This is a genomic window from Clostridium drakei (genome assembly GCF_000633595.2).
In the GTDB taxonomy this organism is placed as follows: Bacteria; Bacillota; Clostridia; order Clostridiales; family Clostridiaceae; genus Clostridium_AM; species Clostridium_AM drakei.
This window is the reverse complement of the sequence record NZ_JIBU02000004.1, coordinates 194,707-217,134: the sequence shown is the minus strand read 5'-3', so window position 1 is coordinate 217,134 and position 22,428 is coordinate 194,707. Positions and strand designations below refer to the sequence as shown.

Here is a 22,428-nt window from a genome sequence, read left to right as displayed (position 1 = left end):
ATTTAAAAATAAAAATTTCTAGATTTCTAATGCTACCGCACAGAATGTAATTGTAAAAAATTTAAATTAAATCAATAAAAAGGATAAAACCAAAGGCTGCCGCCTTATTTTTAGAGAGCGACAGCAACAACGAGGCCCAAAGGCCTCTTTTTTACTGTTCTACGATTTGTGTGGTAAGCTTAAATGCGAGAGGACCAACTGCTAGTACAATAATGTAACCAATAACAAATACTATTGGATAAATAGAAAACCATGCAGGAATTAACACTGGAGTAAAACCAACGTTAATCAGTGTCATACCAAAACTTACAATTGTAACATAAATTCCGGTAACTATAAGATTACTTAATGCTGCAAAAATAAAGCTATTTTCCTTCGCACCACATTTTTGGGCAAATATTTCACCAAATTTATTAGCTGGTATAATGAGACCAGAAATAAAGTTAATAGAAAATGCTTCTAATGTAGATATAATAAAGGGGATCATTGGCAACGTACCAGTATTTAAAAGTAAAACTACTACCGACATAATTATCGCCAGAACTGCCATCATCCACATACCCATTACAAGACCAAAATACTTCTTATTAATCATGGAGAAGCTCCTTTCAAAATCTATTACAATTTTTTAGGATAGGTTTTACTTTCTCACTTACTTTAAGCACTAATATTATTGAACTTTACCTAAATTCCAATAAGTAGTTATTTTTTCTTTCCATACAAAGCTATACTTTTCTAATAAATCTTTAGGGTCTATTGGCTTTCTGCCAGTTAATTTTTCAACAGTATCTGTTTCAACTGCCATTAAACCATCTCTAATACCAGATTCATTTGTTACCATATCATTAGCACACCATGGCACTGGTGATTTTGAATAATTTCCATGTGAAGTACGAGGAATATATATTGAATCTAAATAATCATAATATTCTTCTTCATTAAGTGTTATATATTCATAATTAATACCAGATCGTTTTGAAATCATATCACAAATTTCATGCTGACTGATTAATTGACCTGTTACATCATAGTCTTTATTGTGTTCTCCCTTACCTAATAGCAATGCAGTAGCAACACGGCCACTATCATCTTTTGCAATAAATGTTGCTTTTCCTTCTCCTGCTGTAGTAACCCATCTATTGTTATCTAAGTTAGCCATCATAACAGAATTAAGTAAGTAATTTTCTAAGTAAAGGTTGTTTCTCATAATATTGTAATCTACACCAGATGCAATTAAATATTCTTCTGTTGTTGTATGATCTGGTAATACATATTGTGTATATCCTCTATTAGCACCAAAGAATGAGGTATAAGTAATATGTTTTACACCAGCTGAAATAGCAGCATCAATTACATTTTTATGTTGCTGAACACGTTCTGGTCCTATTAATACACCAGATACCATATAAAGACGGTCTCCACCTTTGAAGGCTTCTATCATTTGTTCCTTGTTGTCATAATTTGCTTCTGTAATCGTAACACCTTTTTCCTTCCAAAGATCTTCCCTTTCCCTACGTAAACGATTTAAGTCTGGATAGGTAAAAATTAATTGTTCTCCTGATACCTCATTCAACATATTAGTTGCCACTCTTCCGCCTAGTTGTCCATCTGCTCCTGTTACAATATAACGCATATTTTTTCCCTCCGTTTATTTTTAATTAAAGGTATTAATTGAATAACACAATAAGTTGCTAGCTAAATTTAAATTGTTACTACAAGTAACTCCCTCTTTGCTAATATGTTAACATCACGCTGATTGGAACTCCAATTGAAATATGTTATTATTAATAGAAAACTTTTATAAGTACAGGAGGTCAGTTTACATGCATATTAAGCAACTTGAATGTTTCGTTCATCTAGCTGAAACTCTCAGTTTTTCCAGAACTGCAGAACTTTTATATATCACTCAACCTACTGTTACTCATCAGATTAATACTCTAGAAGATGAACTTAGATTAAAGTTATTTATTAGAACAAAGAGAAAAGTAGAGCTTACTCCAGCAGGTGTTTCTTTTTATAATGACATAAAAGAAATTTTAACAAGAACAAATATCGCAATAGCAAAAGCAAGGCACTGCTATCTGTCATTTGAATCAAATATATCAATTGGTTATGAAGGAAATGTAGAAGTAAAATACCTTCCAAATATATTAAGTACCTTTAAAGAAAAATTTACCCATGTACATATCTATTTAAAAATGGCTGATTTTAAAGAGAAAAGAAATCTATTTACAAATCATAACTTTGATTTGATTTTTACTGTGAAAGAAAGTATTGAAGGTTTATCGGATGTTGGTTATGCAGAACTTTTTACCGCAAAATTTGTCTGTGTATTACCTAAAGACCACCTATTAGCTTGCAAAACTATCATTAAAATAGATGACTTACAAAATCAATCCCTGATTCTATTAGACCCTTTGAAATGTCCCTCCGAAATGGCACGTGTACAAAAGGATATCCAGATAAAATGTCCGACGTCTACTGTTTATTTTGGTGATGGACCACTCATCAGCTATACAATGATTAAAGGAAAGCTTGGCATTGCGGTGATGCCAAACTTTGTATGCCCGCAAGATCCTGAGCTATCCATCATTCCAATGGATATAAGTGATTTAATTTCTTATGGAATTGCATGGCATAAGGGCAATGAACGCAATGAGATAAAAGGATTTGTTGCAATTACAAAGCAAATCTATAAAATTCATAAAGTAGAATAACAGTTTTAAATTATTAATTCTATTGATTACATCTTAACAACAACCTGTAATAACTAAAACAAAAGTATACAGGTTGTTGTATTTTTATGGTATTTTGTGGATAACCTTAAAGAAATCATTTAAGGCATTCTCTAAGCATATCAAATCATCATCATCAAGATTTCAAAAAAATCATCTCCTGTTAACAATATTTAAACATTAATCCATGGTATTGACAATATGGTGTGCAAGTTAGTAATGTTAATAGTAAATAAAAGTTTACTATTAATTTACAATAAACAAAAATTGATGATAAATAAAAGTTTACATTATATAAAGAAATATAGTCAATATAAATGTTATTATAAATAATTTTGGAATTCTAGAATAGGGAACATATGAAAGCATATACAGTAAAAGCAAGAAAGGAGTTGTTTTGTTTGTTATGTAAATCGGGATAATTATAAAAATGCCCTCACAAGTATTAGAGGATACCCGATTTTGATAGCAGAGGATGAAGAACTAAGAAAGCTGAAAAAGAGAATGGCTGTAGCTATTGATATATTTATGTTATAATTACCAAAGAAAAGTATTTAAGCAATCAAAAGCAATCACTTGATTCCTAACCGGGATAATAAAATTAAGGTATGTGAATTATGCATAAAGTTATGCTTTATAATTATAGGGGGATGATTATGTTGGATGAATTAAAATGTATCCTCATTTGTGATGATCAATTTGTTGTTCATGAAACAATTAGTGCCTATTTAAAGGCTGAGGGATTTAGATATGAATCTGCATATGATGGAGAAGAAGCAATTAAAAAAGCACTTGAAACAAAACCTGATTTATTAATTCTTGATATTATGATGCCTAAAATTAATGGTATTGAGGTATGTCGAGCGCTAAGAAAAACCTCTGATGTACCTATAATAATGCTGACTGCAAAAGGTGAGGAAATAGATAAAATTTTAGGGCTTGAGATTGGTGCTGACGATTACATCGTAAAACCTTTCAGCCCTCGGGAAGTAGTTGCTCGTGTAAAAGCAGTGTTAAGGCGTAGGACATCCAAGGTGAAGGAAAATAGTCCGATTTTGCGATATGATGGATTGGAAGTAAATGTTTCCACCTATGAAGTGTTTATTAACGGTAATCTGATTCACTTAACACCTAAAGAAGTTGAAGTAATATATATGATTGCATCACATCCGGGACAAGTATTTAGCAGGGAGCAGATTATTCAGAATGTATGGAATACAGATTTTTTCGGAGATATAAGAAGTGTTGACACTCAAATAAAGCGTATACGTCAGAAACTATATTACGAAAACATGAAGTGGAGTATTAAAAGCATCTATGGAGTAGGGTACAAGTTTGAAGGAAAGAGTACATAAGAAATGGATTTATAAGAAATAATAATTATATGTTTGATAAGGGAGAGTTATCTTGAAAAAAAGTATACTTATTCGTCAAATTCTTGTCTTGGTAGTGGGAACAATAGTTTTATATATAATAATTAATATACCAATATTCCTATTTATAACTAATAATATGTTCAAGGATATGCAGATACAGGATCTAAAGCCGCGCACTAAAGCAATATCAGAAATGATAGCCACATATCAGAACGAAGCCATATCAAATAGAGAACTTGAAGAAAAACTGAAGAGTTCTTATTCTTTATGGAACGATATTTTGTACATTTACGATAAAAATGGTAATTTAAAAATAAGAGTTGAAGGGAATACTGATGCAAAGATTAATAAGGATAAGAAATTACGTTTTGATAGTGAAATTAATGAAACATTTAAAAAATATCTACCGTTGATTTTGTCAGGAAAGCATATTGAATCCAATGAAGAACTACTTACTTTGGTAGGAGAACCTATAGTGAACAAAGGAACTGTTACGGGGGCGGTTTTTCTATCTAAACCTCCAGAAGAACTCAGAGCTGCATTTTTTGGACTTAGTGGATCAGTATTGCTGAGTGTATTTGGTGTGTTTTTACTTATGATATTTCCTGTTTATAAGGTAGCTAAACGTATAACTAATCCCCTTAAGGATATGCAGAGTATTGCTATGGAAATGGCTCATGGAAATCTAACATTAAAGGCGAATGAATCCTATAAAGGGGAAATCGGCGAACTTGGTCAATCATTAAATTATTTATCCAGCAAGCTATCTGAGACAATAGCAGATTTGAAAATTGAAAGAAACAGACTGAAACAAATTATTGATGGATTATCTGAAGGGATTATTGCAACTGATCCTGAAGGTAATATAACACATGTTAACCCGGCAATTTGTGATATTTTCAACACATCAAGAGAGAAAGAGCGTATTGAAATTTTGCCAGTTAAGGAGCTCTGGGATGATTTTGATATTGTTCTTTCAAAGGGATATGCAATAGCCAGAAATATAGAATGGAATCATAATATTCTAAGGGTTACCATATGCCCCTTAGAGAATGAAATGAATGAAATTGCTGGCGCTGTAGGGTTATTTCAGGATATAACCGCATCGGAAAAATTGGAGCAAACTAGAAGAGAATATGTGGCAAATGTTTCTCACGAATTACGAACTCCCATATCTGCACTAAGAGCATTACTTGAAACTATCATTGATGGTATGGTTACAGATGAAGAAGTAAAAAAACGATATCATAATCATATGCTTCATGAGACCATGAGACTTTCAAGACTAATAAATGATCTGCTTACTTTATCGAGACTACAGACAGATTCAATTTCCATAGATAATGAAGAGTTTGCAATAGGTGAAATTATGGCAAATGTGGCAGAACGATATTCTGTACTTGCTAATGAAAAAGGAATAAAATTCTCTTTTGTACTTCCGCCTGAAGACCTTGTTGTAATGAGTAACATGGATTTAGTTGAGCAGGTGATTATTATCATTCTTGATAATGCTATAAAATATACTAAGGCAGGAGGTAGTGTTTCACTTTATGCTCATCTAGAAGGTAGTTTTGTAAAAATATCCGTAGCTGATACAGGCATGGGAATATATCCTGATGATTTGCCACATGTATTTGAAAGGTTTTACAAATCTGATAAAGCACGGGTATCTCAGGGAACAGGATTGGGTCTTGCTATAGCTTATGAGATTATTCAGCAGCTGAATGAAAGCATTTTTGTAGATAGTATACCTGAAAAGGGAAGCACATTTACGTTTACATTATCAATGACAAGTATTAACTAAATATGAATTATATTTTATTAACTGGCTATAACCTATTAAAGGTTATGGCCAGTTTTTTTTGACATAAACTTTCTTTTTTATGACACATTTCAGCCACAATTATACGGTACTATGCAGTTAATAAGTGGTAGGGGAGGGAAAACTATTGCAACAGAGCATAATTTTAGTTTGTATCACTAATCAGGTAGATGGCGAAAAACTTATAAAAGAAGGGTACTGCATGGCAGACAAAGGAAATTTAAAGCTAAAGATTCTAAACATACAAAATAGCAAACAATCAAAAAACATTAAAGACACAAGGTTAGAATATTTGTTTGGTGTATGTAAATTTTTGAATGTAGATATGCAGGTTTATTGGGGAAATAATTTTAGTGATATAGTAATTGATTATATTAACAGAAATAAAATAAAGCAGTTGCTTCTAGGGAGAATTCCAAAATCAGAACAGGATAATTTTATTTCAAAAATCCAGGAGACCTTCCCTAGTATTCAGGTATTCATTCAAAATTAAATAATATCCTAGTATCAATGTGATAGCTATAGATATTATATTTACAAGTATTTAGATTTAAAGGTAAAAGATCACTTTAAACCATGTCTTAAATAGTAAAAAAGAAAGTAGAGGTATAAAAATGATTAAAGGTATAAAAAAGAGTAAGAAAAAGTTAGCTGTTTTACTGGTAATTATTATTGCTTTATTTATTGGAAAAATCGCATTTTCGGGAAAAACAAATAAAACTACAGCTACTTCAAAAAGCAAGGTATCTATTAAAACACAAAAAGTACAAGAAGCTACAAGCGGTGCAAAAGCAACATTCAAGGCTTCTTTAGAAGAAGTACAATCGGGAGATATAGCTAATAAAGTTGGAGGAAAGGTTACTCAGATATTGTTTGAAAATGGAAAGACAGTAACTCAAGGGCAAGCTTTAGTAAAATTAGATGATACTGATGTAAGAAATAATGTATCATCTTCTGAAGCACAGGTTTCTTCTGCAGAAGCACAATTAAAAGCTACAGAGAATCAAGTGACTTCTTCTGAATTATCAATGCAAAAAATGCAGACAAGCTACCAGTCAGCCCAGCGTGATTATGATAGAAAGAAAGCTCTTTATGATCAAGGGGCAATTTCCAAATCAGAATTTGAAAGTGCAGAAGATGCCTTGAAAAACGCACAATCAGATTTAGCTTCAGCACAGAATAGCATAGAATCAGCTAAACTTAGTATTGAAACACAGAAGGCTAATATAAATTCAGCGCAGGTAAATCTAAATACACAGCAGAATTCACTACAGAATACAACTATTACAGCTCCAATAAGTGGTGTTATGGATGGAAAAAATGTTAGTGTAGGGCAGTATGTAAATATCGGAACAGTACTTGGAAAGGTAAAAGATACATCTAGTATAAATGCTGTTATACAAGTAAAAGATACTGATTTAGCATACATAAAAGTAGGTGGAAAGGCTATCTTAAAGCTTGATACAGAAAATTCTAAGGAATATGAAGGCATTATTCAAAATATAGATGCGGTAGCTGATTCCTCAGCTAGAGTGTTTAGCTGCAAAATTAAAATTGATAATAAAAATGGTGAATTAAAATCTGGTGTTTTTGGAAAGGTAGAAATTGAAACAGGTACTACTAAAAAATCTATGTCATTACCAACTCAAGCACTAGGTGGTAGTGAAGGAAACTACTACGTTTTTGTAAATAATAAAGGTGTAGCTAAAAAATGCACTGTGACTACAGGAGAGGTTAGTCAAGATAATGTAGAAATCAAATCTGGAATACGGGCAGGAGATGAAGTTATTATTACTAATGTAAGTACATTATTGGATGGTGAGGCTATAACAGTAGTTTCTAAATAGGAGGTGAAATTATGTTTATTGCAAATCTTAGTATAAAAAGACCAGTATTCATCACTGTAATAATGATTGCAATGTTAGCTGTAGGTATAGTTTGTTATACAGGTTTACCAGTTAACAATATGCCAGATGTAGATGCCCCTTATGCTTCAGTACAAATAACTGAGAATGGGGCGGCTCCAGACCAGATGGAATCAAAAATAACCAAAAAGATAGAAGACGCAGTAGCCCAAATATCGGGAGTAAAGCATATTACCTCTACTATAACAGATGGTAATTCAAATACTACAATTGAATTTTCACTTGAAACAGATGCTAATCAGGCATTACAGAATGTTAAAGATAAAATTGATAGTATTAAGGGGCAACTACCTCAAGATATAGATACTCCTGTTGTGTCAAAGATGGATATAAGTGCATCACCAATTGTTTCTCTTGTTCTCACTAGTGATGATAAGTCTAATGGTGAATTATCTCAAATAGTTGATGATAGCATTTCGAAAAAATTAAGTGCCATAAAGGGAGTAGGTTCCGTTAAAGTTAACGGTAAGCAGGATAGAGAAATCCATATAAAATTAGACAAAAATAAGTTAGCTGCTTATAATATAGCTCCTTCGGAGGTCACACAAAGTTTAGGTAATGATAATATTAACGCCTCTAGTGGTAAGGTTTCTAGTGAAGATAAAGAAATTACTTTGAAAACTAATAGTACTATAAAAAACGTAGATGATTTCAACAATGTTTTAGTTGCAAAGCGAAATGGTGTGGAAATTAGGGTTAGAGATATAGCTACTGTGGAAGATGGGTTAAAGGCGAAAGATAGCTTAACTTATTATAATGGAAAGGAAGCCATAGGTATCGATGTTGTTAAGCAATCCGGAACTAATACAGTACAGGTAGCAGAAGATATAAAAAAGGGAATTTCTAGTATCCAGCAATCTTTACCTAAAGGTGTAAAGCTTCAAATTGTTACTGATAACTCAACAGATATAAAAGATTCTGTAAATGATGTTAAACGAACAATAATTGAGGGTTGTGTCCTTGCTATACTTATAATTTTTATGTTTCTAAAGGAATGGAGTAGTACTTCCATTAGTGCTATAAGTCTTCCAGTATCTATTATCACTACATTTATCGGACTAAAACTTATGAACTTTTCCCTTAATACAATGTCCTTAATGGGATTATCCCTTTCTGTTGGACTTTTAATTGATGATGCTATTGTTGTTATTGAAAATATTTCTCGTCACCTGAATATGGGTAAATCACCTATTCAAGCAGCAAAAGATGGTACTGCTGAAATTGGCTTGGCAGTTATGGCAACTACCTTTGCAGTAGCAGCAGTATTTACTCCTATAGCTATGGTTAGTGGTATGATTGGTAAGTTCTTCAAACAATTTGGCCTTACTGTTGCTATTGCTGTGTTAATTTCACTATTTATATCTTTTACGCTAGTTCCTATGCTTTCATCAAAGTACTTGAGGCATGAAAAAGATAAAAAGATACCACTTATTGGAGGTTTTTTAGATTGGTTTAATAACTGGTTTGATAGTTTGTCTAACATATATGCTAAGATTTTAAGAGTATCCTTGCGCCATAGAAAATTAACTATCATAATACCTATAATGATGTTCTTTGCTAGTCTGCTGTTAGCTACTCAGCTAAATACAAGTTTTATTACCGCATCTGATGACGGAAATATTACTGTAGAAGCATCGCTTGATTCTGGAGGTACTTTAAATAATGCTTCAAACACTACAAAAAATATGGAGGCTATTATTAAGAAGAACTCATCAAATATAAAATATGTATATTCCACAGTTAAATCTGGCAGTATAAATATTTCAGTGAAATTAATAGATCAGAAAAAAAGAAAAGAATCTACTAAGGAGATTGCAAACAAAATTCATGATGATTTATCAAAAATGTCAGGAATTCAGTTAGCTGTTAATACAAGCACTGGAATGGGCTCTGGGAAGTCAATTACATTTCATCTACAGGGACAGGACTTTAATCAGTTATATGAGTATGCTCTAAAAGCTGAAAAAGCATTAAAAAATACTAAAGGAGCAATAGATGTATCTCTTAGTTATAAAGCTGGACAACCACAGGTAAAACTAGAAGTAGATAGAGATAAGGCTGCAGACTTAGGTGTAGATGCAAATTCTATTTCTAGAACTTTAAATATCCTATTTAATGGTTCTACAGTAACTAAATTTGAAACTGATAAAGACAGATATGATGTTGTTGCAAAATTACAGGATGATCAAAGAAAAGATTTTGACAGTTTGCAGGGTATCTATGTATCCAACTCAGAAGGTAAGATGATTCCTATTGATCAAGTTACTAAAAAAGTTTTCACTACCGCTTCATCTACAATTAATAGATACGATAAAGCAAGGGAAATTAAGTTAACTGCAAATAATACATCAGATGTTACTTCAGGAACGATTAATATGGAGTTTAATAAGAAATTAGAAAACGATCTTAAGCCTCCAAGTGGTGTAACTACAGGTGCTGGTGGAGATCAAGCAGATATGGTAGATAGCTTTAAAAGTTTAGCTACTGCACTTGGAATGGGTATTCTATTTATTTTCTTAGTGCTTTCAGCTCAATTTGAGAGCTTTATAGACCCATTAGCTATTTTATTCTCTTTGCCGCTAGCAATTATTGGTGCTATCTTGGGATTATTTATTGGTAACAAAGATTTAAATATAATGTCTGCTATAGGTATTATAATGCTTATGGGATTGGTTACTAAGAATGCCATTTTGCTTATCGATTTTGCAAAGCAAAAACGTGCTGAAGGAATAGAAAGATCAGAGTCTATAATTCAAGCTGGACATACTCGTTTAAGACCAATTCTTATGACAACCTTAGCAATGATTTTTGGTATGATTCCTACAGCGATTGGTAGTGGTTCTAGTGCATCAACACGTTCTCCAATGGCCTATGCAATTATAGGAGGATTAATTACTTCTACATTGTTAACACTTTTTGTTGTACCGTGTATATACACAATATTAGATGATATGAAAGGATTTTCCAGAAAAAAGAACCTGAACAAATTGTCAAAAACTGAAATGCATAGAAATAACTAGATATATTAATTACCAGCTTACTTAGTGGTAGGTAAGCTGGTAATATTAAAAATAATAAGAAAAGGAGATAATGAGAATGGATATTAAAATTGGAGGAACAAATAACAGCACGTATGAAAGTCTAAGGGTTAAGAATTCTCAAACAAATGCACAAAAAACAGATAACCAAGAGAGCGTGGAAAAAGATGATAAAAGGGCAAAGTCGGCAAATAATATCGACATAGCAACTAAATATGTTTCGTCCCAGGGAGATACTGTAGAAATTAGCAGAGAAGGTGCAAGTGCATTGGAATCTTCTAAGATTAAGAATTCAAAAACAAATGCACAGGAAACTAATAATACTAAGAAGGTTGAAAAAATTCAGAAAGATGTGACATCAACAAATAATACAGACCTAGCAACTAAATATGTTTCGCCCCAGGGAGATACTGTAGAAATTAGTAGAAAAGGTGCAAGTGCATTGGAATCTTCTAAGACTAATACTTCTGAAAATGCATCAAAGTCTACTGATGAGGATAGTAGCAGTAATGAATCCACAACAAATCTTTCACAATATACAGATTCAGAACTTAAGGAATTATATGCGAAAGGAAAGATATCAGCATCACAATATAATAGTGAATTAGGAAGTAGAGGACAAGATTCATCTAATATAGATACAAGTCCAGGGAAATAGCAAATTCGCTACGCTCATTACCATCGGTGCAAAGGTCATCAACTTATAATTCAAATTATTTACAACTAGAAGACTAAAGGATATAATTTAGACTTCTAGGTCACTAAAAACAAAACATTAGATATAAAAATTGTTAGAAGTTTATTTTGAAGCATAATGGAATTTTGCAACATTACTCTTATAAGTGTTAGGATCAATATATTTGTCAAATTCTGATAGTTGTAATGTTTTGAACTTATAAATGTAGAATGTGAAACAAGAATTGATTATCAAAAACGTAGAATCAATTATGTTATGAAAGAAATGGAAGACAGTGAACACTTACAGAATATAGTCTGTACTTATCATTCATATTTATAAAATATATTTTATCATTCATAGTTACTATATCGGCTACATTATCTTTTATTAATTCTTGTGGTTCACCACCATCTTTACTAATACTCATTAGTTTGGATGTGTTTCCAATGTAAAATAGTCTATCTTTTGTTTTTACAATTCTTCTGGAGGAATACGTAATATTATCAAATATATTATCTGATTTAAATGAATATATTACATTTTTTGTCTTAGAACTTAAGTCATATTTGCAAAGTTGATTAACAGCACTGTTAAATTCAACTGTTGTATAATAAAATGTATTGTTATCTAAAATTATATTATTGATTCCATATTTATCGGAATATACTAATTCTTCTTTTTGAGAATTTAAAGCAATCTTTGAAATTGATGAATCTTTTACATAGTAAAGTTCATTATTTTTAACAAATATTTTAACTCCTGATACTTGTTCATTAGATAAATCTTTAATTGTTTTTTCTTGAGAGTTTTTAAGATCATATTGATAAATTTGATACTTACTATTATTATAACAATTAACAAAATATAAATTATTATTATCCAAGATAATTTGTTCTATGCTGTCTAATTTCCTATCAGTAACTAAACTATCTTCTGATGTTGTTTTATTAAATTTTTTTATTTTTCCATCAGTTCCATAATAAATATATTCTTTATCATCGCAATAGTTATATTTATCCCGAAACAATCCTATATTTGTGTTATTACTTAAAAATTTAGTAATATTTTTTGTAATATCAACTTTTGGTTTAGCAACTTCAGTTTTATTTTCATTATTAACTGAATCAACTGATTTTGAGTTTGATGAACAGGCTGTAAAAGAAAGAATTACAAATATAGTAAATATATACAATTTTATTTTTTGATGAAACAACCTTAAGTTATCATGATTTATATTGTACAAATAAATCTAAAATTTCGTTAACATCTGTAATTTTTAAATCCTAGTAATAAAATAAAAATACATACGATATTATAATTTTACACGACTAATCGTTTTTTTTTAACATAAAATACCAGTTTTTATAAACATTTTAAAACAATTTATTTATTTCATATACGAGTATTATTTCATATTTAATTCCAATTTTATATCAAACTTAAGTATTTCAATTATTATGATGTCTAATATATTACTAACGTAAGCCCAATATTTTTGATATTATGAAGCACTTTCTATAAAACAAAACACCCTAAGCTTAATTATAAGTTTAGTATATTTATAATTCTTTAGAATCAATAATATTAACTGTTAATCTTAAAACTATAATACTTTACAACTATGAACTAAATGTTTAGGAAAATAATTATATCCCACAGTGATAGTATAATATTATTTCTTTTCTTTTTTGAATAAGCGTTTAATTTTAAAATTGTTATCTATAACAAGATGTATTTTAGCAGAAAAAATAAGCTTTAAGTACTCATTTAAAGTATCTAAAGCTTATTTTTATTTAAATGTTAATGAATAAATATTCACTTCCTGGTAACCCTCAAAGTTGTACCAGGAAAGGTCGAAGTTGTTTCAGTAACCATCAAAGTTGTACTAGTGAAGGTCAAAGTTGTACTTGTTCTAATATTCATAGAAATACTTTATTTATTAGCTGCAGCCAGTAGTAGAGCCACAATCTAGGCAAACCATACAAGTACCATTCCTTACCATTCTGGTACCAGAACAATTTGGACAAGTAACATTATAGAGCCTTTCGCCATCGATTTTTTTTATTTTAAGTTTATTTTCTGGAATATTGGATGAAGATACAGCAGTTTCTGTATTTACATTTAAAGTATTTTTATCATAATTTTCGGGCTTAACCTGACATCTTGAAAAATCTCCAAGTTCAATATCGATAACTTTACTTATTAAATCAGATATTGAAGATACATGCTTTATATAAGGATGTTTTTGTACAAAACCATAAGGCTCATATTTTTGACCTCTTAACATTCTTGCAATGTCTTGAGGTGGTACATGATATTGAAGCATCACAGAAACAGCCTTAGACAATGAATTTAAAAGTCCTGTTATTATGGTACCTTCTCTATCTGTAGTTATATATATTTCTGATATTTCACCATTTTCACGTCTATTAACAGTAGTATATATTTTAACGTCATCAATTTGAGCAGGGTGAGTAGTGCCACATCTTATGCCTATAGGTTTATCTCGTCTTGAGATCCTTATTCCTTTTTGTGAATTTCTAGCTTTTTGAAGGAGCTGCTTGTAAGTTAAATCTTCAAGCTTTAAATCCACATTATCAGTAAGCGTGGTGTTTAAAGGTTGAGCAGCTTTAGAAGAATCCCTATAAAGTGCCACACCCTTTACCCCTAGTTTCCAAGAAGATAATACTATATTTTTAAAATCATCTATGCTAGCAGTTTTAGGTAAATTTACAGTTTTTGATACTGCTCCAGATATAAGTGGAGTTATGGAAGCTACCATAAGTACGTGTCCCATAGGAGATATATATCTTTCTCCGCTTCCACATCTATTAGAAGTATCGAAAATAGGTAAATGTTCTTCTTTTAAATGTGGTGCACCTTCAATCTTACCATCTAAAACTTTTTCGTATGTAAATCCATTTTCTGTTACGGTTTCTTTTTCAAGTACATAGTCTAAAATATCTTCTACTTCATCATTTGAATATCCAAGATTTTTTAAAGTTACAGTTATAACAGGATTTATTATGGTCAAAAACCCACCACCTGAAAGTTTTTTATATACTATATGACTAAAAAATGGTTCGATTGATGTAGCACCACAGTCCATAGCAAAGGAGATAGTTCCAGTGGGAGCTATTACTGAAACTTGTGCATTTCTATATCCATACTCTTCTCCATAACTTAAGGCCTTACTCCAACAATCTTTAAGGCATAGACTTATATATTTTAAATCTTCTTTATCTAAAATATTATGATCTACTTTTATTGGAGTATAATTTAAGTCTTCAAAATCATTACCATATTTAGTATTACTATTTTTGATAACATCATCAGGATTAATTCCTGCAGTTCTTACATGATTTCTAATAACTCTCATCATATAAGGTTTATTTATTTCAAACTTCTTAAAGGCACCAATTTCTTTAGAAATCAAAGATGATGTATAGTATGAATAACCTGTAAGAATTCCTATTAATGAGGATGCTAGATTTCTAGCCTCATCAGAATCATAAGCATACCCCATTACCATAAAAAGTGATGCTACATTAGATATACCAAGTCCAGTAGGTCTAAATAGGTAACTCTTTCTTGCAATATCTTCTGTTGGATACTGACCCCAGTGTATAGAAGATTCAAGAATTAATTGAACTATACCTATGACATGCAGATATCCATCTATATCAAATTTATGTGTAGTATTATTATAAAATCTATATATATTTATAGAAGCTAAATTACAAGAAGAATCATCTAAAAAGGCATATTCACCACATGGATTAGTTGAATTAATTCTATTGTATGGAGTATTTAAAACACCATCTTCTCCAGCTGGACACGTATGCCAAGCATTAAAGGTATCATTAAATTGAGGAGCAGGATCTGCACATTGCCAAGAAGAAGAATTGAAAGCTTCCCAAATATCAGATACACCAATAGTTTTATCTAGTTTTGAATCAACTCTACCTTTAAGATCTATGGTTTCATCAGGGTTATTGTTTAGATTGTCAACTTTATTCATAAAATAATCTGAAAATCTAACAGAGTTGTTGCTGTTTTGTCCGGATACTGTTTCATAAGCTTCACCATCAATGTCCATATCATAACCCATTTTACCAAGAGCTCTTACTTTATTCTCTTCTTTAGCTTTCCAGTTTATGAAGTCCATAATTTCAGGATGGTCAACGTCTAAACATACCATTTTGGCAGCTCTTCTTGTGGTACCACCAGATTTTATGGCACCAGCATTTCTATCTAGACCTTTTAAGAAGCTCATTAAACCAGATGAAAAGCCACCTCCAGAAAGTTTTTCATTTTTGGCTCTTATAGAAGAAAAATTAGTACCTGTTCCAGATCCTCCCTTAAAAAGCTTTGTTTCTGTAACATATTGTTCTGATATGGAATGAGGACCTAAAAGTTTATCCTCTATAGATAATATGAAGCAAGCTGAAGCTTGAGTTCTAGTATAGTTATCAGAGGAATCAACTACTTTTCCTATATTTTCATCAAAATAATGAAGACCTTGTTTACTCCCTTTTATATTATATGATTGAGCAAGACCTGTATTAAACCATTGTGGTGAATTAGGTGCATACATTTGATTTAATAAGGCATATACGCTTTCGTCATAAAATATAGAAGCTTCTTTTTCAGTTTTTATAATACCTTCATCTTTTAAAGCCTCGCACCAAAAATTAACCATCCTATGAGCTATGGATTTCATACTGCTTTCATAGCCATTTTCATTAGGAACACCTGCTTTTCTAAAATATTTAGAGGCTATAATATCACAAGCTGTTTGTGAATATTGCTCAGGAAATTCCAGATCCTTCATGTCAACTAGTACTTTACCGCTTTTATGGTCCTTTAGAAAAACATCTGTTTTCTTCCATGTAAATAAGTCATAGACTGTCTTATCAGAAGTGTTTTCTAATTCCTTTGTATAATATCTTTTGAATAAATCAGTCAGGGATTTCAAAATAAATTTCCTCCTCATATTATAAATCCATACTATATATAGTATGGATGTTGTAATGTAATACTATATGTAGTATATTTATTATAAAGTATATTTATGCTAAATTCAACAATACATATTGTTAATAAACATTGGTTATTTACAAGGAAAGGGCCTAATTTTTAAACGTGGTTTTCTAAAACGTAGTCTAATAGATAAAAGTGAATTTAGACAATACAATTTTAATTTGCTATAATATTATAAAAAATTTTTCCAAAGAGGTGTTAAAGTGATAATTAATTATAAAGATATAAAACCTGTAATAGATAGAAGTGTTTTTATAGCACATAGCGCAGATGTTATAGGAAGAGTTACTCTGGCACAAGATGTTAGCATTTGGTATGGTACTGTACTTAGAGGGGATTGTAATTCTATAAATATAGGAAAAGGCAGTAATATTCAAGATAATTGTATTGTACATATAGGAAATAATAGTTCTGTGGAAATAGGTGAATATGTAACTGTTGGACATAATGCCGTTATACATGGATGTAAAATTGGGAATAATTGTTTGATTGGTATGGGATCAATTATTTTGAATGATGCAGAAATAGGAGATGAGATTATTATAGGTGCAGGAAGTTTAGTAACTGAAGGAAAAAAGATACCTTCAGGAGTTTTATGTATGGGATCACCTGCAAGAGTTATACGTGAACTTACAGAAGATGAAAAAGAAAAAATTAGAAATTCAGCTTTTGAGTATATTGAAGAAGCTAATGATCATAAGTAATAGAGTATGGTTTTTATCTCATACTCTTTTTATTTTAGCAATTATATTAAAGTAGATAATCCTATGTAAAATAAATCCTTGCAAAGAATAAACTAGAAGAATTATAATAAAATTTAAAGAATAGATAAATAATAATGTTTGTTTTTATATATTTCAAGAATCAAAAGGGGGGATATATATGAAAAAAGAAGACAGAATATTTGGAGGATTATTTGGAATAGCTTGTGGAGACGCACTAGGTGGAACATTAGAGTTTCTTTCTAAAAAGGAAGGTAAAGAAGAATATGGATATTTGAAAGAAATAATTGGTGGGGGTGTTTGGAACTTAAAGCCTGGAGAGGTTACAGATGATACTATGATGACTATTGCAGTAGCTGAAGGCATATTAGAAAATCCTAAAGATCCGATAAAATGTATAGGAAAAAACTTTATTAGTTGGTATGATACTGATCCTAAGGATGTTGGAAACACTGTAAAACTTGCAATGGAAGGATATAAAAAATACAATAGTTGGAAAAAGGCAGCTTCTTATGCACATAAACATCTAAATCAACATTCAGCAGGGAATGGAACTTTAATGAGGTGTATTCCTGTAGCTCTTTATTATGATGATTTGAAAAAAATAATAAAAATAAGCAGAGAACAGTCTATGCTTACTCATTATGATGAAAAAGCAGCTGAAGCCTGTGAATTGTATAATACAATAATTTATAGATATTTAAATGGTGAGGAAAAGCTAAAGGTTATAGAAGAAGAAACTTTAAAATATCAAGATTATGAAGATATAATGTCTACTAAAAAAATAGAATTGAATCCTTCTGGATATGTGATTGACACATTACAATGTGCTTTGTGGTGTTTTATAAATAATAGTAATTCAGAAGATGCTATTTGCGAGGCGGCAAATATTTATGGAGATCCAGATACTATTGGGGCAATAGCAGGAGGATTAGCAGGAGTTTATTATGGAATTGATGACATACCTAAAAGATGGAGAGAAAAGATATTAGTTAAAGATAAGTTAATTGAAATTGGAAGGAAAATACAAGATAAGGTGCTCAGAAAAAATTCTATATAATGTTAATTAAATGATAGTAACTATTTAACTAATAGGATATAATAGATTAGATTAAGTTATTATATCTATTTATATAGGGAGTTGAAGTTAAGTGATAAACATAGGAGAGTTTAATGCATTAAAGGTTATTAGAAAAGCGGATTTTGGTTATTATTTAGATGCGGGTACAGGAAATACTAGTGATGATATACTTTTGCCTAATAAAAGTGCGTTAGAAAAAGAAATTTCCATAGGTGATGAAGTTAATGCTTTTATATACAGGGATTCCAAAGATAGAATTATAGCTACTTTAAAAGAGCCTATAGCTAAAGTTGGAGAAATTGCATACCTTAAAGTAGTGTCTAAAACCAAAATAGGGAGTTTCATAGATTTTGGAATGGAAAGAGATATTTTTGTTCCAATGAAAGAACAAGTTTATAGCTTGGAAATAGGTAGCTATTACTTGTTTTATATATATTTAGACAAAACAAATAGAATTGCGGCTACTACAGATATAGATAGATACCTAGAAAATTTAAATGTAGAAGAAACAGATGAGATTTTAAATTGTAAATATAGAGTAGGGGACGAGGTTACAGGGATTATCTATGGTTTTCAAACTAATAGAAGTGTTATGATAGCTGTAGATAAAAAATATAGAGGGGTAATACTTAAAAATGAATATTTTATAGATTTAAAAGAAGGATATGAGTTAAAACTTAGAGTTAAAAAAATATATGAGGATGGGAAAATAGGTCTTACACCAAGAAAAAGAGCTGAGGATGAAAGAACTGAGCTCCAGGAAAGTATAATTCAATATCTTAAGAAAAACAATGGAAGTATGCCTTTTAATGATAAAAGTTCTCCAGAAGATATAAGAAAAGTATTTCATGAGAGCAAGAATTATTTTAAAAATGCTTTAGGAGGACTTATGAAGCAGGGAATTGTAGAACAAGATGAGAATGGAACAAGACTGAAGTAATGTTTGGATAACTTAATAAGTATCATTGATTCAAAAATACATCATTGGTGTTAAAAGTCACCACTGGTGTATTTTTGTTATTTTTCGTACATTTTACAGTCATATTATGATAAAAGAAACAAAAAATAAGTGGGAAATAGAAATTGGAGCTGATTTTAATTGAAAAAAAAATTAATGATACTATTTATGATTATAATTCTCACAACAAACAGTGTGTTTGCTAAGCAAAATAGATATGAAGTACATTTTTTAGATACGGGGCAAAGTGATTGTATATTAATAAAAACAGATATTAATAATTATTTAATAGATACAGGAGCGTCTTATTATTCTGATAAAATTTTAAAATATTTAGATGCAAATGAAATAAATAAGATAGATACAGTGATTTTAACTCATTATCATGATGATCATTATGGTGGATTATTAGCGATAGTAGAAAGTAAAAAGGTAAACAAAGTATTATTGCCAATGCATGATGATAAAGTAAAATATACAATTTATAAACAATTGACTAAAAAAGGTATTAATGTGAAATATATATCCAATAATTATATTTTGAAAGAAGGAAAAATGAATTTAAAGGCTTTAACTCCATTTAAAGAGGATAAAAGGATAGAAAATAATAATTCTATAGTATTACAAGGTGAAATAGATGGGATAAATTATTTATTTGCAGCTGATTGTGAAAAAACAGAAGAAGAGTACATGATAAATAATGGAAAGATAAGTCACTGTGATGTTCTAAAGGTACCACATCATGGTTTAAACACAAGTAGTACCGAAGGTTTTTTAAAAAAAACTTCTCCCAAAATTGGAATAATAACTTCTAATGGGGTGGAGAGTCCAGAAAATAAGGTTTTAAATAGAATAAGTAATACAGGAAGTATAGTTATAAGAACAGATTTGCAAGGAGATATAGTAATTAAAAATGGAATTTTAAAAATGGCAAGATCGGATTTAAGTATAAAGATTAAGTAATTAAGTGAAAATTTATAGTTTGACAATTTAAAATTTCTAAATGATAATTATAATTGGATAATTTTAGTTTTGCAAGGAATAATATAAAGGAAAGGGATGATAACATGCCAACTGATAATTTTATAAGGGTAGCGGCAGCTAGTCCTATAACTAATGTAGCTGACATAAAATTCAATTTAAAAAACATAGTTAATTGTATAGATAATGCTATTGAACAAGGTTCAAAGCTTGTAGTTTTTCCTGAGCTTTGTATAACGTCCTACACTTGTGCTGATCTTTTTTGGCAGCAGTTATTGCTTAATGAAGCTATAGAAGGAGTAGAACATATATGTAGTTATTCTAAAGAAAAGGATATACTTGTAGCTGTAGGAGCACCACTTATACATAATAATTGTTTATATAATTGTGCATACATAATTTTTAATGGGAAAGTACTTGGAATAGTACCTAAAAGTTATATTCCAAATTATACAGAATTTTATGAAAAAAGATGGTTTACAGAAGGTATAGGCATTGTAAATAAAAAATTAAATTTGTTTTTTCAACAAGAAATTCCTTTTGGAACTAACTTAATATTTGCTTGTGATGATTTTAAATTTGGATTTGAAATTTGTGAAGATCTTTGGGTTACTATTCCACCAAGCAGTTATTTAAGTTTAATGGGAGCAAATATTATAGGAAACCTTTCTGCTTCAAATGAAAGCGTAAGCAAAGCTGATTATAGAAAAGATTTAGTAAAAGCTCAAAGTGCTAGATGTATGGCATCATATATATATGCATCTTCGGGTGTGTTTGAATCTACTACAGATTTAGTTTTTAGTGGTGATTTGATTATAGGTGAGAATGGCAGTATTTTAAAACATAATAATAGATTTCAAAGAGAAAATGAAGTAATAACTTCAATTGTAGATGTAAATAAATTAAATAGTGAAAGGTTGAGAAATGTAAGCTTTAGAGATAGTACTAGGCTAATACCTGTTGAGCCTCTACAGATAAGTTTTGAATTTAAAAATTTAGATTACAAGAATTTTGATAGGTATATAGATAAACATCCTTTTGTGCCTTCTAATAAAGAGGAAAGAGATATTAGATGCAAGGAGATATTTAATATACAAACTTCTGGGCTTGCAAAAAGAATAAATCATACAGGAGTGAAGAAGGCTGTAGTAGGAATATCTGGTGGATTGGATTCTACATTAGCTTTATTAGTTATGATAAAAACCTTTCGCATGTTAAATATTCAAAGCGAGAACATAATAACTGTAACTATGCCTGGTTTTGGAACAACAGATAGAACTTACAATAATGCTGTAAATTTATGTAAAAAACTTGGAACGGAATTTAGAGAAATAAATATAGTTCCAGCTTGTTTACAACACTTTAAGGATATAAGCCATGATGTAGAGAAACATGATGTAACATATGAAAATGTTCAAGCAAGAGAGAGAACTCAAATTCTTATGGATATAGCTAATAAAGAAGGTGGACTTTTAATAGGAACTGGAGATTTATCAGAGCTTGCTTTGGGATGGTGCACATATAATGGAGATCATATGTCTATGTATGGTGTAAATTGCTCTATACCTAAGACATTGGTTAGATATTTGGTGAAATATGTAGCTGAAACAGAAGTTCCTAAAGATGTTTCTGATATATTAATGGATATTCTAGATACTCCTGTAAGCCCAGAACTTCTTCCTAAAGATAAGAATGGTGAAATTGCACAAAAAACTGAAGATATAGTAGGTCCTTATGAACTTCATGACTTTTTCTTGTACAATTTCATAAGACAAGGTGCTGAACCTAATAAAATACTTTTTTTAGCAAAGGAAGTATTTAAAGATGACTATGATAACGAAATTATAGAGAAATGGTTTGAAAAATTTATAAAAAGATTCTTTACTCAACAATTTAAACGATCTGCTATACCAGATGGTCCAAAGGTAGGAACTGTAAGCCTTTCACCAAGAGGAGATTTTAGGATGCCTTCTGATGCAAGTTACAATCTTTGGAAATAAATTACAAAATTTAAGCCATATAATTCCAAAGGGGTTGAGTTTTTATATGTTTTAATGATATAATAAAA

General features: G+C 30.4%; 16 protein-coding genes. 12 read left to right on the top strand and 4 right to left on the bottom strand.

What is annotated here, in order from left to right; all coding sequences use genetic code 11:
* Positions 1-151 precede the first annotated feature (151 nt).
* Complete coding sequence (locus tag EG57_RS0202795; protein ID WP_052037723.1) at positions 152-595, bottom strand: DUF2798 domain-containing protein; 444 nt, start codon at positions 593-595, stop codon at positions 152-154.
* 75 nt (positions 596-670) lie between these two features.
* Entirely contained in the window at positions 671-1,633 is a 963-nt protein-coding gene (locus EG57_RS0202790) for an NmrA family NAD(P)-binding protein (RefSeq protein ID WP_032075780.1), read from the bottom strand.
* A 190-nt stretch (positions 1,634-1,823) separates the two neighbouring features.
* On the opposite strand from EG57_RS0202790, the gene EG57_RS0202785 reads away from it, so the two are divergent.
* The 7 genes from EG57_RS0202785 to EG57_RS0202755 all read left to right on the top strand — a co-directional run bounded on the left by EG57_RS0202785 (position 1,824) and on the right by EG57_RS0202755 (position 11,554).
* Positions 1,824-2,717: a LysR family transcriptional regulator gene (locus EG57_RS0202785; RefSeq protein ID WP_032075779.1), complete on the top strand. Its 894-nt coding sequence runs from the start codon at positions 1,824-1,826 to the stop codon at positions 2,715-2,717.
* Between the two features lie 674 nt (positions 2,718-3,391).
* Positions 3,392-4,090, top strand: a complete 699-nt coding sequence (locus tag EG57_RS0202780) for a response regulator transcription factor (protein WP_032075778.1) — start codon at positions 3,392-3,394, stop codon at positions 4,088-4,090.
* Between the two features lie 52 nt (positions 4,091-4,142).
* Positions 4,143-5,915 (top strand): ATP-binding protein, encoded by a 1,773-nt coding sequence (locus EG57_RS0202775; RefSeq protein WP_242859794.1) that lies wholly within the window; start codon positions 4,143-4,145, stop codon positions 5,913-5,915.
* Between the two features lie 145 nt (positions 5,916-6,060).
* A complete protein-coding gene (locus EG57_RS0202770; RefSeq protein ID WP_052037722.1) occupies positions 6,061-6,426 on the top strand; it encodes an adenine nucleotide alpha hydrolase family protein in 366 nt (121 codons plus the stop codon).
* Positions 6,427-6,547: 121 nt separating this feature from the next.
* Positions 6,548-7,780 (top strand): efflux RND transporter periplasmic adaptor subunit, encoded by a 1,233-nt coding sequence (locus EG57_RS0202765; protein ID WP_032075776.1) that lies wholly within the window; start codon positions 6,548-6,550, stop codon positions 7,778-7,780.
* A gap of 11 nt (positions 7,781-7,791) precedes the next feature.
* Positions 7,792-10,878: an efflux RND transporter permease subunit gene (locus tag EG57_RS0202760; protein WP_032075775.1), complete on the top strand. Its 3,087-nt coding sequence runs from the start codon at positions 7,792-7,794 to the stop codon at positions 10,876-10,878.
* 76 nt (positions 10,879-10,954) lie between these two features.
* On the top strand, positions 10,955-11,554 hold the full coding sequence (locus EG57_RS0202755) for a hypothetical protein (RefSeq protein WP_032075774.1): 600 nt from the start codon (positions 10,955-10,957) through the stop codon (positions 11,552-11,554).
* A 292-nt stretch (positions 11,555-11,846) separates the two neighbouring features.
* Here EG57_RS0202755 and EG57_RS0202750 read toward each other — a convergent pair whose 3' ends face one another.
* The gene (locus EG57_RS0202750) at positions 11,847-12,788 is read right to left on the bottom strand and encodes a DUF5050 domain-containing protein (protein ID WP_032075773.1); all 942 of its coding nucleotides are present in this window, start codon (positions 12,786-12,788) and stop codon (positions 11,847-11,849) included.
* Positions 12,789-13,514: 726 nt separating this feature from the next.
* Positions 13,515-16,553 carry a vitamin B12-dependent ribonucleotide reductase gene (locus EG57_RS0202745; RefSeq protein ID WP_032075772.1) on the bottom strand — a complete coding sequence of 1,013 codons (3,039 nt, stop codon included), beginning with the start codon at positions 16,551-16,553 and terminating at the stop codon, positions 13,515-13,517.
* Positions 16,554-16,821: 268 nt separating this feature from the next.
* Here EG57_RS0202745 and EG57_RS0202740 point away from each other — a divergent pair, with 268 nt between their 5' ends.
* From EG57_RS0202740 to EG57_RS0202720, 5 genes are all read left to right on the top strand, one after another.
* Positions 16,822-17,322, top strand: coding sequence for a gamma carbonic anhydrase family protein (locus EG57_RS0202740; RefSeq protein ID WP_032075771.1), 501 nt, complete (start codon positions 16,822-16,824; stop codon positions 17,320-17,322).
* A 178-nt stretch (positions 17,323-17,500) separates the two neighbouring features.
* Positions 17,501-18,400, top strand: a complete 900-nt coding sequence (locus tag EG57_RS0202735) for an ADP-ribosylglycohydrolase family protein (protein WP_029162034.1) — start codon at positions 17,501-17,503, stop codon at positions 18,398-18,400.
* Between the two features lie 91 nt (positions 18,401-18,491).
* Positions 18,492-19,361, top strand: a complete 870-nt coding sequence (locus EG57_RS0202730) for a CvfB family protein (RefSeq protein WP_032075770.1) — start codon at positions 18,492-18,494, stop codon at positions 19,359-19,361.
* Positions 19,362-19,520: 159 nt separating this feature from the next.
* Positions 19,521-20,342 (top strand): ComEC/Rec2 family competence protein, encoded by an 822-nt coding sequence (locus EG57_RS0202725; protein WP_032075769.1) that lies wholly within the window; start codon positions 19,521-19,523, stop codon positions 20,340-20,342.
* 104 nt (positions 20,343-20,446) lie between these two features.
* Positions 20,447-22,360: an NAD(+) synthase gene (locus EG57_RS0202720; protein ID WP_032075768.1), complete on the top strand. Its 1,914-nt coding sequence runs from the start codon at positions 20,447-20,449 to the stop codon at positions 22,358-22,360.
* The last annotated feature ends 68 nt before the right edge of the window (positions 22,361-22,428 follow it).

What these genes read in the sequence shown, in the direction of transcription:
- EG57_RS0202760 (WP_032075775.1), top strand. Translation starts at nt 7,792, where the DNA reads ATGTTTATTGCAAATCTTAGTATAAAAAGACCAGTATTCATCACTGTA.
- EG57_RS0202790 (WP_032075780.1), bottom strand. Translation starts at nt 1,633, where the DNA reads ATGCGTTATATTGTAACAGGAGCAGATGGACAACTAGGCGGAAGAGTG.
- EG57_RS0202785 (WP_032075779.1), top strand. Translation starts at nt 1,824, where the DNA reads ATGCATATTAAGCAACTTGAATGTTTCGTTCATCTAGCTGAAACTCTC.
- EG57_RS0202735 (WP_029162034.1), top strand. Translation starts at nt 17,501, where the DNA reads ATGAAAAAAGAAGACAGAATATTTGGAGGATTATTTGGAATAGCTTGT.
- EG57_RS0202765 (WP_032075776.1), top strand. Translation starts at nt 6,548, where the DNA reads ATGATTAAAGGTATAAAAAAGAGTAAGAAAAAGTTAGCTGTTTTACTG.
- EG57_RS0202780 (WP_032075778.1), top strand. Translation starts at nt 3,392, where the DNA reads ATGTTGGATGAATTAAAATGTATCCTCATTTGTGATGATCAATTTGTT.
- EG57_RS0202720 (WP_032075768.1), top strand. Translation starts at nt 20,447, where the DNA reads ATGCCAACTGATAATTTTATAAGGGTAGCGGCAGCTAGTCCTATAACT.
- EG57_RS0202755 (WP_032075774.1), top strand. Translation starts at nt 10,955, where the DNA reads ATGGATATTAAAATTGGAGGAACAAATAACAGCACGTATGAAAGTCTA.
- EG57_RS0202795 (WP_052037723.1), bottom strand. Translation starts at nt 595, where the DNA reads ATGATTAATAAGAAGTATTTTGGTCTTGTAATGGGTATGTGGATGATG.